The sequence below is a fragment of the Jatrophihabitans telluris genome, assembly GCF_023516435.1.
Taxonomy (GTDB): domain Bacteria; phylum Actinomycetota; class Actinomycetes; order Mycobacteriales; family Jatrophihabitantaceae; genus Jatrophihabitans_A; species Jatrophihabitans_A telluris.
Genome location: NZ_CP097332.1, coordinates 149,337 through 163,157, shown reverse-complemented (window position 1 = coordinate 163,157; position 13,821 = coordinate 149,337). Strand labels below are relative to the sequence as shown.

The 13,821-nt window shown below is 69.2% G+C and carries 11 protein-coding genes; 4 read left to right on the top strand and 7 right to left on the bottom strand.

Annotated elements, in window-relative coordinates:
* Positions 1 to 37 precede the first annotated feature (37 nt).
* The 3 genes from M6D93_RS00735 to M6D93_RS00725 all read left to right on the top strand — a co-directional run bounded on the left by M6D93_RS00735 (position 38) and on the right by M6D93_RS00725 (position 3,024).
* Positions 38 to 1,204 carry a pyridoxal phosphate-dependent aminotransferase gene (locus M6D93_RS00735; RefSeq protein ID WP_430667252.1) on the top strand — a complete coding sequence of 389 codons (1,167 nt, stop codon included), beginning with the start codon at positions 38 to 40 and terminating at the stop codon, positions 1,202 to 1,204.
* A 45-nt stretch (positions 1,205 to 1,249) separates the two neighbouring features.
* Positions 1,250 to 1,876: a GNAT family N-acetyltransferase gene (locus tag M6D93_RS00730; RefSeq protein ID WP_249772150.1), complete on the top strand. Its 627-nt coding sequence runs from the start codon at positions 1,250 to 1,252 to the stop codon at positions 1,874 to 1,876.
* Positions 1,877 to 1,944: 68 nt separating this feature from the next.
* Entirely contained in the window at positions 1,945 to 3,024 is a 1,080-nt protein-coding gene (locus M6D93_RS00725) for an alcohol dehydrogenase catalytic domain-containing protein (RefSeq protein ID WP_249772148.1), read from the top strand.
* Between the two features lie 3 nt (positions 3,025 to 3,027).
* Here the strand turns inward: M6D93_RS00725 and M6D93_RS00720 are convergent, their stop codons facing one another.
* From M6D93_RS00720 to M6D93_RS00695, 6 genes are all read right to left on the bottom strand, one after another.
* Entirely contained in the window at positions 3,028 to 4,149 is a 1,122-nt protein-coding gene (locus M6D93_RS00720) for an N-acetylmuramoyl-L-alanine amidase (protein ID WP_249772146.1), read from the bottom strand.
* Positions 4,150 to 4,600: 451 nt separating this feature from the next.
* Complete coding sequence (trxA, locus tag M6D93_RS00715) at positions 4,601 to 4,930, bottom strand: thioredoxin (protein WP_249772144.1); 330 nt, start codon at positions 4,928 to 4,930, stop codon at positions 4,601 to 4,603.
* A 127-nt stretch (positions 4,931 to 5,057) separates the two neighbouring features.
* The gene (gene trxB / locus M6D93_RS00710; RefSeq protein ID WP_249772142.1) at positions 5,058 to 6,023 is read right to left on the bottom strand and encodes a thioredoxin-disulfide reductase; all 966 of its coding nucleotides are present in this window, start codon (positions 6,021 to 6,023) and stop codon (positions 5,058 to 5,060) included.
* Between the two features lie 114 nt (positions 6,024 to 6,137).
* Positions 6,138 to 8,126 carry a murein biosynthesis integral membrane protein MurJ gene (gene murJ / locus M6D93_RS00705; RefSeq protein ID WP_249772140.1) on the bottom strand — a complete coding sequence of 663 codons (1,989 nt, stop codon included), beginning with the start codon at positions 8,124 to 8,126 and terminating at the stop codon, positions 6,138 to 6,140.
* A complete protein-coding gene (locus tag M6D93_RS00700) occupies positions 8,123 to 10,378 on the bottom strand; it encodes a DUF6049 family protein (protein WP_249772138.1) in 2,256 nt (751 codons plus the stop codon). Before M6D93_RS00700 ends, murJ begins: the two co-directional genes overlap by 4 nt.
* Positions 10,378 to 10,845 (bottom strand): NUDIX hydrolase, encoded by a 468-nt coding sequence (locus tag M6D93_RS00695; RefSeq protein WP_249772136.1) that lies wholly within the window; start codon positions 10,843 to 10,845, stop codon positions 10,378 to 10,380. Before M6D93_RS00695 ends, M6D93_RS00700 begins: the two co-directional genes overlap by 1 nt.
* Before the next feature lie 104 nt (positions 10,846 to 10,949).
* On the opposite strand from M6D93_RS00695, the gene M6D93_RS00690 reads away from it, so the two are divergent.
* Positions 10,950 to 12,404: a CCA tRNA nucleotidyltransferase gene (locus M6D93_RS00690; protein ID WP_430667201.1), complete on the top strand. Its 1,455-nt coding sequence runs from the start codon at positions 10,950 to 10,952 to the stop codon at positions 12,402 to 12,404.
* A gap of 9 nt (positions 12,405 to 12,413) precedes the next feature.
* Here M6D93_RS00690 and M6D93_RS00685 read toward each other — a convergent pair whose 3' ends face one another.
* Positions 12,414 to 13,784 carry an MFS transporter gene (locus M6D93_RS00685; protein WP_249772132.1) on the bottom strand — a complete coding sequence of 457 codons (1,371 nt, stop codon included), beginning with the start codon at positions 13,782 to 13,784 and terminating at the stop codon, positions 12,414 to 12,416.
* Between the last annotated feature and the right edge of the window lie 37 nt (positions 13,785 to 13,821).

Sequence of the window (13,821 nt, the reverse complement as noted above, 5' to 3'; positions counted from 1 at the left end):
GTTGTCCGGAGTCTCCTACGACATCCGCGGTCCTGTCATGGAGGAAGCCAAGCGCCTGGAGGAACTGGGCCACCGGATTCTGAAGCTGAATATCGGTAACCCCGCAACGTTCGGATTTCTGGCCCCGGACGAGATTCTGCTCGACGTGATTCGCAATCTCCCTGCTGCAGAAGGCTATTCGGACTCACGCGGTCTCATGTCGGCGCGCACGGCGGTCGTCCAGCATTATCAGCAGCGCGGCCTGCCCGATGTCGAGGATGTCGATGATGTGTGGCTGGGCAACGGGGTCAGTGAGCTAATCATGATGTCGCTACAGGCGATGCTCAACGACGGCGACGAGGTACTCGTCCCAGCTCCGGACTTCCCGCTGTGGACCGCCGCCACGTCGCTGTCCGGCGGCACCGCCGTGCACTACCTGTGCGACGAGAGCGAGGGCTGGCTGCCGGATCTGGACGACCTGGCGGCCAAGGTCACGTCGCGGACCAAGGCGATCGTGGTCATCAATCCCAACAATCCCACCGGAGCGGTCTACCCACGCTCCACGCTGGAGGGCATCGCCGAGATCGCGCGTCGCCATGAACTGGTCATCATGGCCGATGAGATCTACGACAAGATCCTCTACGGCGACGCGGTGCACATTCCGATGGCCTCGGTCGCTCCCGATTTGTTCACACTGACGTTCAATGGGCTGTCGAAGGCGTATCGGCTCGCGGGCTTTCGGGCCGGCTGGCTGCTCGTCCACGGGCCCAAGCGCAACGCCGGGAGTTACCTCGAGGGCCTGTCGGTCATGGCCAACCTCCGGTTGTGTGCCAACGTTCCCGCCCAGCACGCGATCCAGACCGCGCTCGGCGGGCGCCAGAGCATCAAGGACCTGGTGCTGCCGGGCGGGCGCCTGCTCGAGCAGCGCGACGCGGCAGTGACCGCGCTGCGCAAGATCCCCGGCGTCAGTTGCGTCGAACCCCAGGGCAGCCTGTACGTGTTCCCCCGGCTCGATCCCGAGGTCTACCCGATCAAGGACGACCAGCAGTTCGTCCTCGACTTCCTCACCGAGCAGCGCGTCCTGCTCGTGCAGGGGACGGGCTTCAGTTGGCCGACCCCGGACCACTTCCGGATCGTCACGCTCCCCTACGCCGACGAGTTGACCGACGCCATCGGGCGGCTCGGTGTCTTCCTGGAGACCTACGACCCGCTTCGTCAGAATTAGTCGGCACTCTGGCAAATCCCGGCGGGATTCAGGACACTAGTGGTCATGTCGTCGGCCGCCCGTCGGATCGTCCCGCTCACGCTGGACAATCTCGACGAACTCCCGGCGCCGTGCCGTAGCTGCGTGTTCTGGGAGGTGGGCCCGGTCGTCGACAGCCAGGAGCTGCCGAAGGACGAAGCGGTGCTGGCCAAGGAGGCATGGGTCTCGGCGACCCTGCTGGACTGGGGAAGCTGCGGCAAGGTCGTTTACGTCGCGGGCGTGGCCGCGGGCTACGCCATGTTCGCCCCGCCGGGCTTCGTCCCCCGCGCCGTGTCGTTTCCGACCTCACCCGTGTCGGGCGATGCCGTCCTGCTGATGAACGTCATGGTGCTTCCGGAATGGCGAAATTCCGGCGTGGGACGGATGCTGGCGCAGGCGGTGGCCGCCGAACTCGTTCCCCGCGGCGTCAAGGCGATCGAGGCTTTCGGGTCGACCGGCGCGGCCTCGACCGGCTGCCTGCTACCCACGGACTACCTGCTTTCGGTGGGCTTCAAGACGGTGCGGCCGCACCCGCTGTATCCCCGACTACGGATGGAACTCAAGTCGACCGTGTCGTGGCGCTACGACGTCGAGTACGCCCTGGAACGCATTTTCGGCTCGAACGTAGGGCGGTCGCTGACTCCTGTCGGCTGACCGGCTGTGCTTCTGTACCTCTGTGCCAACTGTGCCAACTGTGCCAAACGCTGTGAAAAGGGACGTCCGTGACCAGTGCGTTGATCTGTCGTGGGCCCGGAAACGCACTCGAGGTCGTCGAGGTCTCGCTCGGCCCGGTGGGCGAGGACGAGGTCAGGGTGAGGGTGGCCGCCGCCGGAGTGTGCCATTCGGACCTGTCCATGATCAACGGGACGGTCACGCCCGCCTTCCCTCTGGTCCTCGGCCACGAGGCCGCGGGCGTGGTGGCCGAGGTCGGATCAGCCGTCCGCCGGGTAGGCGTCGGCGACCATGTGGTGTTGAACTGGGCACCTGCCTGCCGGCAGTGCTGGTTCTGCCTGCGCGGTGAGCCCTGGTTGTGCGCGACGAACGCGGGTGTGGCGTCGCGGCCGCGCGGACGGCTTGCCGACGGGACCCCGCTGCACGCCATGGTCGGCGTCGGTGCGCTGGCCGAGGAGGTCATCGTGGGCGAGCGTGCGGTGATCGCGCTGCCGCCCGAACTGCCGCTGACCGATGCGGCGCTGATCGGATGTGCCGTGCTGACCGGCTTCGGCGCGGTGCGCCACACGGCCGCGGTGGCCGCCGCCGACTCGGTCGCCGTCGTCGGACTCGGCGGGGTGGGACTGTCCGTCCTGTCGGCGGCACGGATGGCCGGGGCCGGACCGATCATCGCCATCGACAGCTCCCCGGCGAAGGCGGATCTCGCCTACGCGCTGGGGGCTTCCGAGTTCGTGGTGTCGGATGCGACGAGCGTGCGCCAGATACGCGGACTGACCGAGGGCAGAGGTGTTGATCATGCCTTCGAGTGCGTGGGCCGTTCGGTGACGATCAGCCTGGCGTACAAGGCCACCCGGCGGGGCGGCAACTGCATCGTGGTCGGAATGGGACGTTCGGACGACCTTGTTTCCCTGTCCGCGTTGGAGATCTTCCACTTCGCGCGGACGCTCACAGCGTCGGTCTACGGATCATCGGATCCGGACGTCGACGTCCCGGACCTGGTTGCGTCGGCGCTGAGCGGCGAGCTCGACCTGAGGACGCTGGTCAGTCACCGGATCTCGCTGGCCGAAGTACCCGTGGCCTTCGAACGCATGGCAGCCGGCCAGGGCGCCCGGTCCCTGGTGGTGTTGTGACTGTCAGCTGGCGAACGCCGGCAGCCGGAGCACGCCGGTCGGCGGATCGAGATCGCGGGGCAGGTACAGCCGTTGAATGGCCGCGAGGAGTCCTTCAGCGACGCGGTCCCGGAAAGCGGGATCGATCAGGCGCGGCCGGTCGACCGGCGAGGAGATGTAGCCCAGCTCCAGCCGGATGGTCGGCATCGCGGTGTGCAGCAGCAACGTCCAGGACTTCGGGTGCGTGCGGCCGTCGACCATTCCGGTGCGCGCCACGACCTCCCGCTGCACCAGGTCGGCGAATCGCTCACCGATCGAGGACGAGACCTCGCCGGCGCCGTAGTAGTAGGTAGCGACCCCGTTGGCATGGGGACTCGGGGAAGCGTCGACGTGCAGCGACAGCACGAGGTCCGCGCCCTGAGCGTTGGCGAACTGAGCCCGTGACTCGTCGTCCGGCCCGATGTTGCGCCCCCGCGTCAGCCACGTCGTCACGCCGAGGGCGGTGAGGCGCCCCTCCAGTCGCGTGGCGAGGTCGAACACGACGTTGGCCTCGTTCACGCCGTCCTGGCTGACGCCCGAGTCGTCACCGCCGTGGCCCGGATCGATGACGATCCGCTTGCCGAGCAGGTTCGGTCCGGCGTCGGCGACGGCGATGAGGTCACGCAGCATCTGGGGGGCGCCCCCGCGCACCCGGCGGGCGTCGAGCTGTTTGAGCGCGCGCAAGGTCTGTGGGCCGCACACGCCGTCGGCGAGCAGGCCCATGTCGCGTTGGAAGGAGCGCAGTGCGTCCGCGGTGGTGGGGCCGAAGTTTCCGTCGAGCCGGCCGGCGTTGAAGCCGATCTCCAGAAGTTGACGCTGCAGCTCGATGACGTCGTCGCCGAACAACGACGTCGTGGCGTTGTGGCCGAGGGTGCGGTCACCCAGACGCCAGCGGGCCCCCTGAAGGGCACGCAGGGTCTCCGGGCCGATGACGCCGTCGATGGTGAGGCCCCGGCGCTGCTGCAACGCGCGCACGGCGGTTTCGGTGGCGGGGTCGAAAAGGTCCTCGACACCGGGATCGGTGTTGTCGAGCAGACCGACCATGGCCAGGATGCGCCGAGCATCGGAGACGGCGTTGTTGCGGTCACCGAGTCGGTAGATCTGCATCCGCTGCCTCACCCTCTCCCCCGCCTGAAGACGCGATCGGCGGTCCATCTCGTTGCGCGACATGGCGTCCGGATCGTTGGGGCCGGCTCCGGACGACTCCTCATTGTGCACTACCGAAACCGCTACCGGCGTCGACCGCGACCGTTCTGCCCGGAATCAGGGCAATCCAGGTGGCGGCCAGTAGGCGATGCCCGATCCGCTGTCGGCTCGCCTCGAACCGGGTCCCACAGAGCCGCACAGAGAGCCGCCCAGAGAGCCGCACAGAGAGCCGCACAGGGCCGCACAGAGCCGTATCGAGCCGCATAGAGCCTTGAACGGCGGCACAACGCCTGAAGGCCGCTCACCTCGGCGGGTGAACGGCCTTCAGGGCTGTATGTAGGGGCGGCCGGCAGTGGCTGAACGCCGGTGCGCGGCCGGAGCCCATTTGTCGCCTGTCAGATCGGCAGGGAGGTCAGCCGATGTAGTCGGCGAGGTCCTTGAGCAGGGCCGCCTTCGGCTTGGCGCCGACGATGGACTTGACCACCTCGCCGCCCTTGAACACCGACATCGTGGGGATCGACATGATTTGGTAGTCGCGCGCCACGCCGGGGTTCTCGTCGATGTTCAGCTTGACGACCTTGATCTTGCCGGCGTGCTCACCGGCGATCTCCTCCAGGACGGGGGCGACCAGGCGGCACGGTCCGCACCATTCGGCCCAGAAGTCCACCAGGACGGGGACGTCGGACTGGAGGACGTCAGCGGCGAAGCTGGCGTCGGTTACGGGGGTGGTGTTCTGGCCCATGGGAGCGACTCCTCAGAAAACGGTAGGTACTGCTGTGAGATGAACGCGGGACGGGCCGAAACCCTTCCCACACTCGGCGATAGCCGAACGCCCGGATCGCGGTGGTCAGCACCCGGGCGCCGGTGGGTCAGGACTCGATCGAGGCCAGCACCGGGTCGTGGACCGATTCCAGCGCGGCCAGGAACTTCTCCGCGTCCAGCGCGGCGGCACAACCGCTGCCCGCCGCGGTGATGGCCTGACGATACGTGTGATCGACGACGTCGCCGGCCGCGAACACGCCGGGAAGGTTCGTACGGGTGGTGCGTCCCTCGACGAGGATGTAACCCTCCTCGTCCAGCTCGATCTGATCGGCGACGATGCCCGATCGCGGGTCATGCCCGATCGCGATGAACAGCCCGGTCGCCGCGACCTCGCGGGTCTGGCCGGTGACCGTGTCCCGCAAGGTCAGGCCCGTGACCTTCTGCTCGCCGTGGATCTCGGCGACCTCGGAGTTCCACTCGAAACTGATCTTCGGATTCTCCATCGCGCGCTCGGCCATGATCTTGCTGGCACGCAGGCCGTCGCGGCGGTGCACGACGGTGACGTGGTCGGCGAAGCGGGTCAGGAACGTCGCTTCCTCCATCGCGGTGTCACCACCGCCGACGACCACGATGTTCTGACCGCGGAAGAAGAAGCCGTCGCAGGTCGCACACCAGGACACGCCGTGGCCGGATAGCTCGTCCTCGCGCGGTACGCCCAGCTTCTTGTACGCACTGCCCATGGCCAGGATCACCGCATCGGCCGTGAACTCGCCGTCGTGGGTGCGCACGATCTTCACGTCGCCGGACAGGTCGACCGACACGACGTCGTCACTGACCAGCTCGGCCCCGAACTTCTCGGCCTGGCTGCGGATCTCAGTCATCAGATCCGGACCCATGATGCCGCTCGGGAAGCCGGGGTAGTTCTCGACCTCGGTGGTGTTCATCAGGGCGCCGCCGTACTGGCTGCCTTCGAACACCAGCGGGTTCAGCTCGGCCCGGGCGCAGTACAGGGCCGCGGTGTAACCCGCGGGGCCGGAACCGACGATGATCACCTTGCGGTGGGTCGTAGCCACAACTACCTCGATTGGTCTCTCGATTCGGCCGCCGGCTCCGGCGGCTCTCCTGCAACGAGTCTATGGGGTCCGCTATTCCGGTGCAGGCCCGTCGTACGGGGGCTCGCGACCGGCTCAACCGACGGGTACGTCCGGCTTTCTACCCAGGCGCCCACGCACCACGGAGGCCAGCTGCGCAACCTCGGGGATCGGCAGCCGCACGGCGATCGCGGCCATCGTCACCAGCCCGAGAACACCGCCACCGACGAGCTGCACCAGTCCGGAGACCCGGCCGACGCCCAATACGGCGTTGACCAGTTCGACCACCCCGAGCGCAACCGCAGCACCGGCGAGGGAGGCAGCCGCGATCAGTGCCACCATCCGCACGACCGGGGAGAAGCCCAGCCGGCCGAAGCGGCGCCGCAGCAGCAGATGACCGGCAGTACACCCGGCGATGTAGGACAGCGACGTCGACACGGTCAGGGCGATGATGATCGATCGGCCGTGCAACATCGTGGAGGCCAGCAGGACCAGGACCACCTTGGTGCCCACCATGGCCAGGTTGATCAAGGCGGGGGTACGCGCATCACGCATCGCGTAGAACACTCGCTGCTGCAGCATGACCAGTGCGAAGGGCAGCAGGCCGAAGGCGCCGGCCGCCAGCGCGATGCCGACCAGCCGGGCCTGCGAGACATCGAAGCGGCCGAGCAGGATGACGCTGGTGAACGCCGGGCCCAACACGATCAGCCCGGCGGCGATGGGCACCAGTGCGACCGCCGACAGCCGCGTCCCCAGGCGGAGGTCGTCCAGCACGTCCTCGTTGTCCCCGCGGGCGGCCGCCCGGCTCATTCGCGGCATCAACGCGGTCAGCAGGGACACCCCGACGATGCCGTACGGGACCTGGAAGAGCAGGTCGGCGTTGGCGAAGATGGTGATGCCGGTGCGCTGCCCGGAGGCCACCCGGTTGATGACGTAGACCCCGATCTGGCTGACGGCGACGTAGCCCAGCACCCACAGGGTGAGAGTGCGGAACTCGGCCATTCGTCCGGCCTCGTTCGGCGCAGCCCGGAACCGCCAGCGCCACCGGAAGCCGATCCGGCGCAGCGGGAGGAAAAGGATCAGGGCCTGGGCCACGATGCCCAGAGTCGTGCCGATGCCGATGACCAGGATCTGGGTGTTGCTGATCGTGCCCGCGCTCAGGTGGGACGGCCCGGGGACGAGGCGGTACAGCAGCGCGGCGGCGATGGTGATCAGGTTGTTGGCCACCGGCGCCCAAGCGGGCCAGCCGTAGACGTGTCGGGTGTTCAGGATCGCCGACAGCATGGCGCCCACGCCGTAGAAGAAGATCTCCGGCAGCAGCAGGGTCGCCCACAGCGTGGCCAGGGAATGGAACGGGGCGTCGCCCTGGTACAGGTCGATCAGCAGGGGTGCGGCCAGCACGGCCAGCAGGGTCGTAACGGCCAGGCCCACGACGGCCAGCGAGAGCAGGCGCTGGGTGTAGGCGACGCCGCGGTCCCGGTCGTCCTGCTGGGCCTTGACCAGCACCGGGATGATCACACTGGTCAGCACACCGCCGAGCAGCAGCTCGTAGACCATGTTCGGAAGCGTGTTGCCGAGGTTGTAGGCGTCGGCGATCCCGTCCACGCCCGAACCGAGTGCCGCACCGATCGCCATGGTCCGCAGGAAGCCGGTGGCGCGACTGGCCAGGCTCGCGATCGCCATCGTCCGGCTCGAGGCCAGCAGGCTCGGCGCCGGGGCTTCGTCCGCAGGCTGCTCGCCCGGGTGGCCGCCCCCCGGTTCGTCAGTCGGCTCACCTGCCAGCTCCGCGCCGGAGGCGTCGGCCGCGGCCACGCCGCCGTCGACCGTCGCGGCGCCCGCCGGTTCGTCACCGTCGCCGCGGGGCCGGAACCGGCGCGGGCCGTGGTACGTCGGACTGCTCCACGGGCTGTCGGGAAGGTGGTGGCCGAAGTCGGAGAACTGTCCGTCCTCGCCCGCCCGGTCGGCCTCGTCGGACTGAGCGACCGCGACGGCCAGCGACGATGCGTCGCCCGGGACCGGCATCGGGGAGCCGTAGATCTTCGGCTCGCTCCAATCGGAGTTCGCGGCTGGATCGGGCCCGGTCATGGGGCAGGCACCGGTCGGCCGGGTTGGGCGCGGCGGGCGTGCCGGACGCGGCGCACCACCCGGCGCAGCAACAGCAGAACGAGCAGGGCCGCGGCCGCGATCGTGATGAACTTCGTGATGCCTCCCAGCGCGGTCGCCCGCAGCTGTAGCGCGACCGGCGTGCCGAGGACCTGGTTGTCCGGCGTGGTCAGGGTTGCCGTCACCCGGAACTGGCCCAGCCGCTCGGTGTGGGCGGGGACCGGAATCGTCTTGCGCCCGTTGGCCGGGACGATCTCGGTCAGCGGGGGCGCCTGGAATCCGATCGCCCCCCCGGCCGAGATGACCACCCGTACCTTGACGTCGACGTTCAGCTTGTTCTGGACGGTGACCAGCACCGGCGAGTTCGCCGAGGACAGGCCGTAGGTGCCCTCGGCCGGCTTCACCAGGGACACCGAATTCAGTCGCGTCGTGATGGCCGTCCCGATCTCGTTGGTGACTGCCGCGCCGTTGGCTCGGCTGCTGCGCCAGGCACTGGATTCTGCTCGCTGGATGGCACCGGCGAAGCCACCGAGCAGCCCGGCGGCGGCATCACTGGACAACGCGTCCCGTAGCGAAGCGACCTGGCCGGCGATCGTGGCCAGCGCCTGCAACTGCGTGGCGCTCACCTCGTTCGCGGCCGACTCGGCGCCGGTCTGCAACGGACCACGGTCGACCGGGGTCACCGTCGTGAGCGCGTCGTTCAGAGCGATGGTCCGAGTGACCGCGCTCGTGGCCAGGGCCTGCAGGGCAGCGATGGCCGAGGTCGGGTCGACGTCGAGGTACCGGTCGGCCGACAGCACCGCGAAATGGGCGCGATCAGGTTCGACCACCGCGCGGATCGCCAACATCGAGAGCAGGTTCTGCAAGGCCGTGGCCGTCGAGCGTCCACTGAGCAGCTGGCCGGTCAGTCGTTGAAGGGTCGAGTCGGTCACGACGGCGGTCGCGGTCCCGGTGGCCGAGGGCAGGGGCGAGACCGCGTCGGGAGTCACGTCCGCCTTGTTCTGGCCGCTCAGGGCACCGTCGTTGAGGACGAGGGTGGTGGCGCCGGCGGTGAGGGCGGCCGCCAGGCCCTTGCTGGTGTACGCACCGCCGGACGGCACCGCCAGTGACGTGAGCCCGTTGGGGTCACGGCCACCCAGGTAGGGCTTGATGCGGGTCTGCACCGCCTGGTCGAGACTGGTGCTGTAGGTGAGGCCGGCCCGTGCGAGGGCGTTGACGTCCGGATCGGCGAGCGCGGTCAGGGCAACCTGGTCCCGCGTGGCCACCGAGTTGAAGCCGGCCAGCCATCGGGCCGCGTCCGCCCCGCCCGTCCCTTTCAGCAGCGTTTTGCCCGACCGGTACTGGTAACCCGCCGGGGAGGCCATGATCGTCAGGCTGTCGAGCAACTCCGGGTCCACCAGCAAGGTCATCGGCACCGATTTCTTGGCGAACGCCAGTCCCCGCGCGACTTCCAGGGCCCGGCTCAGCCGGCCCTGGGGGGCGACCAGCGCCGCCAAGCCGTCGTCGGAGAAGACCCGCTCGTCCATGATCCGGTGCGGCCGCTCGATCAGAGGCCAGATCCAGGCGACGTTCACCGGCTGAGGCGGGCTCTGGAAGCTGGGGACCAGCACCTGGGTTCGGCCGATCTCGGCGAAGCCGCTGGTCGGATCGGTCTGGCCGCTGACCACGAGTGCGTAGGGCAGGACTGCGGCGGCGAAGCACAGGCACAGGCCGGATCCGCTTTCGGCCGTCGTGATGTAGGTGACGGTGATCGTGGCGTGGGCGGGCAGTGGCTGGTGCTGGTCGGCGTCGTTGGAGCTGGCCAGGTCGTTGGTCTCGGGCGGGTTCGTAAGCGCGTCGAGCACCGCGGACTCGGTGCCGAGTGGGTGACCGCGCTCCATGCCGACCGCCACGTCGGAGTAGCTGACGTTGCTGTTGTTGTTGATCGAGGCGCGGACCGTGATGGGTTTGGCGACGTCGGCCAGCGCGGCCGAGGGGGTTTGCGGGGAGAAGGACAGCAGGGTGACGCTGACGCCCGTGGCCGGGATCGTGGCCGGGATCGTGGCCGGGATCGTGGACGGGATCGTGGTCTGGATCGCGGTCTGCATCGTGGTCGCCGCGGCCGGCGCCCCGGTTGTCGCCGTGGCCGAGGCCATCCCTGACCCGGCCACGTTCAGCGCGGCCAGCAACAACACCAGGCAGACCAGGCAGCTCACGGCCGCCGCCGCCCGGATCGGAGCGATCGCGGCCGGCATCACGCCGTTTCCGCCAACAGCCTGCTCGCCTGGGCCAACAGGTCCCGCTCGTCGGAGTAGGCCAGCTTGTCGGCGATCCGCGGCAGCTCCACCCACGCGACCTCCGTGACCTCGACATCGGAGTCCGACAGCTCACCGCCGGTCGCCCGGAGCAGGTAATGATGGACGGTCTTGTGTACCCGCCGACCGTCGGCGACGAACCAGAAGTCGATCGTGCCGAGTTCGCCCATGATCACCCCGGCGATGCCCGTCTCCTCCTCGACCTCCCGGACGGCGGCCTGCTCGGCGGTCTCGCCCTGCTCGAGGTGTCCCTTCGGCAGGGACCACAAGAGCTGCCCGCGGCGATTCATCCGTCCGATCAGGGCGCCCAGGGGCACCGCGCCGGACAGGTCGACGACGAGCCCACCAGCACTCGTCTCATCGACTCGAGGAAGCCGCGGACGCCGGGTGGTCGACGCGCGGGACATGTGCCCGATGCTACCCAGCCCGGTTCCGCTTCTGCCTCAGCGTGGGCGGTCCGGCGCGGGGGCGGCGTGTCAGTAGGCTTGCCCGACGTGACCGAGTCCGAGGGGTGCTTCGCGTGACCGATCCCGCCGACCTCGTCGTCGTTCCAGCGGCTGCCCAACAGCTGGGTGAGCTGTTCGCCGCGGCCGGCCACGAGCTCTATCTGGTCGGAGGGCCGGTCCGCGACGCGCTGATGGGTCGCCCGGTCAGCGATCTCGACTTCACCACTGATGCCCGCCCCGAGCGGGTGCTCCAATTGCTCGATCCGGCCGGCTCAGTGGGCTCAGCCGGCTCAGTGGGCTCAGGGGGCTCAGGGGCACGCGGTCCGGTGCAGGCGATCTGGACGACGGGGATCGAGTTCGGGACGGTGGGCGTCCGCTACGCCGGACAGCCGTGTGAGATCACGACCTTCCGCGCCGACCGCTACGACCGGGTCAGCCGCAATCCGATCGTGGCCTACGGCGACAACCTGACCGACGACCTGCGCCGTCGTGATTTCACCATGAACGCCATGGCCGTATCGGTGGCCGACCGGTCGTTCCACGACCCGTACGGAGGGCTGGCCGACCTGGCCCGGGGGGTGCTGCGTACCCCGGCGACTCCGCAGGAGTCCTTCGCTGACGACCCGCTGCGGATGCTGCGTGCGGCCCGCTTCGTCGCCACGCTGGGGGTGAGCCTGGCGCCGGAGGTCGCGGCTGCGATGACGGAGCTGGCTCCCGAACTGGCCCGGATCACCTCCGAGCGCGTGCAGGCCGAACTGAACAAGCTGATGCTGGGCCGCTATCCCCGCCGCGGGCTGGAGGTGCTCGTCGACACCGGCCTGGCCGATGCCGTGCTGCCCGAAGTCGCCGCCCTGCGGATGACCACCGACGAGCACGGCCAGCACAAGGACGTCTACGCCCACACCCTGCAGGTGCTCGACCAGGCGATCGACCTCGAGGACGGCCCCGATCTCATCCTGCGCTGGGCCGCGCTGTTGCACGACATCGGCAAGCCGGACACGCGCCGCTTCGTCGACGGCAAGGTCACGTTCCACCACCACGAGGTCGTCGGCGCCCGGTTGACGAAGGCGCGTCTGAAGGCCCTCAAGTTCCCGAAGGACGTCACCGACGACATCGAGCGGCTTGTCTTCCTGCATCTGCGCTTCTACGGCTACGGCCGCGGCGAGTGGACGGATTCGGCCGTCCGCCGCTACGTGACCGACGCCGGAGGGTTGCTGGAACGGCTGCACAAGCTCGTCCGCTCCGACTGCACGACCCGCAACAAGCGCAAAGCCGCGGCGCTGTCGGCAACTTACGATGAGCTGGAGAACCGCATCGCGGCCCTACGGGCCCAGGAGGAACTGGACGCCATCCGGCCCGACCTGGATGGCACCGAGATCATGCAGGTGCTCGGGATCCGGCCCGGCCCGGCGGTCGGGAAGGCCTACGCCCACCTGCTCGAACTGCGGATGGAGCGGGGTCCGCTGGACCATGAGGCCGCCGTTGCCGCGCTGCTGCAATGGTGGGGCGAGCAGCAGTAGGCGCTGTGCTCAGGCGTCCTCGTCGTGTGAGGCGTAGTAGCCGACTCCGACCGCGAGGTACACCACTGCGATCACCGTGACCGCCAGCACCGAGCGCCCGGACTCCGGAAGCAGAAGCGCGGTCAGCACCGCGGCGGACACGAACAGCAGGTTGAACAACGTGTCGTAGAGGGAGAACACGCGCCCGCGGAAGTCGTCCTGCACCCGCTGAGCGACCAGGGTGTCCACGCAGATCTTGATGCCCTGGGCCGAGAATCCGAGCATCGCCGCGGCCGGCAGGAAGGTCTGCAACCGGAAGGGCAGGCCGAGGAGGAGTTCGACGATGCCGGCGAAGATGAGCAGGACGGCCGGCCAGCGGGTGAAGCCCAGCCGGCGGGCGGCCCACGGAGTCACCACCGCGGCCAGCCCGCCGCCCACCGCGATTGCCGCCACGACCTGCGCCAGGCCGGGCAGGCCGGCCCGGAAAAAACCCTCGTCGGAGAAGTAGTTCCGGTAGAGGAGCAGGGTCGTGATCGCGGTGACCCCGTAGGCGAAGCGGTGGACGGAGATCACGGCGAAAGCCCGCACGACCGAGGGGTGGGACCGGACGTGGGCCCCGCCGGCCGCCAGTCCGCGCAGCACGGACCGCACCGTCTCCCGCCGGTCCCGGGTGAGGTCGTCAGGGCCGAGGTCGGCGACGGCGAAGGCCGCCGCCAGCGTCGCCGCAGCCAGGTAGAACACCGCCGATCCGGCCGAGACCGCGGCCGAGCCGGCGTTGTCGCCGCCGAACAGCGCCCGCAGCCCGATGGCGACGCCGCCCCCCACAGATGTCGCCACCGCCCCGGACGTCGTGGACAGCGCATTGGCGGTGATCAGCCGCTCCGGGTCGACGACGTGCGGGAGCGAGGCCGACAGCGCCGACAGCACGAACCGGTTGATCGAGATCACCACCAGCGCGCTGAGGTAGAACGGCTGGCCGTGTACACCGAGGGCGATCTCCGCCGCCACGCCACAGACCAGGACGGCGCGGATCAAGTTTGCGTTGCGCAGGACCCGTTGCCGCCACCACCGGTCGAGCAGCACCCCGGCGAACGGACCGAGGACTGAGTACGGAAGCAACAGGACCGCGAAACCGGCGGCGATGTCGGCGGCATGGGCCTGCCGCTCCGGGTTGAACAGGACCGCCCCCGCGAGCGAGGCCTGGAAGACGCCGTCGGCGAACTGTCCCGACAACCGGGCTCCGAGCAACCGGCGCAGGCCCGGCAACGCCAGCAGACGGCCGAGACCGGTCCCGCTCAGCCGTCGCGGTCCGGCCGCGCGCCGTGCCTGTCCGTCTTGACCCGCTTGACCGGGCGTGCCGATCGTCGGGTCGTGCGTCGGAATCGATTCACTGCGCGCCACGGATGAACCGTATCCGTCCTGCCTGTCCCCCGGGTGC

Excerpts from the sequence above, each read along its gene's own strand:
- M6D93_RS00735 (WP_430667252.1), top strand. The coding sequence starts at position 38 with ATGGAGGAAGCCAAGCGCCTGGAGGAACTGGGCCACCGGATTCTGAAG.
- M6D93_RS00730 (WP_249772150.1), top strand. The coding sequence starts at position 1,250 with ATGTCGTCGGCCGCCCGTCGGATCGTCCCGCTCACGCTGGACAATCTC.
- M6D93_RS00720 (WP_249772146.1), bottom strand. The coding sequence starts at position 4,149 with ATGCAGATCTACCGACTCGGTGACCGCAACAACGCCGTCTCCGATGCT.
- trxA (WP_249772144.1), bottom strand. The coding sequence starts at position 4,930 with ATGGGCCAGAACACCACCCCCGTAACCGACGCCAGCTTCGCCGCTGAC.
- murJ (WP_249772140.1), bottom strand. The coding sequence starts at position 8,126 with ATGACCGGGCCCGATCCAGCCGCGAACTCCGATTGGAGCGAGCCGAAG.
- M6D93_RS00700 (WP_249772138.1), bottom strand. The coding sequence starts at position 10,378 with ATGCCGGCCGCGATCGCTCCGATCCGGGCGGCGGCGGCCGTGAGCTGC.
- M6D93_RS00695 (WP_249772136.1), bottom strand. The coding sequence starts at position 10,845 with ATGTCCCGCGCGTCGACCACCCGGCGTCCGCGGCTTCCTCGAGTCGAT.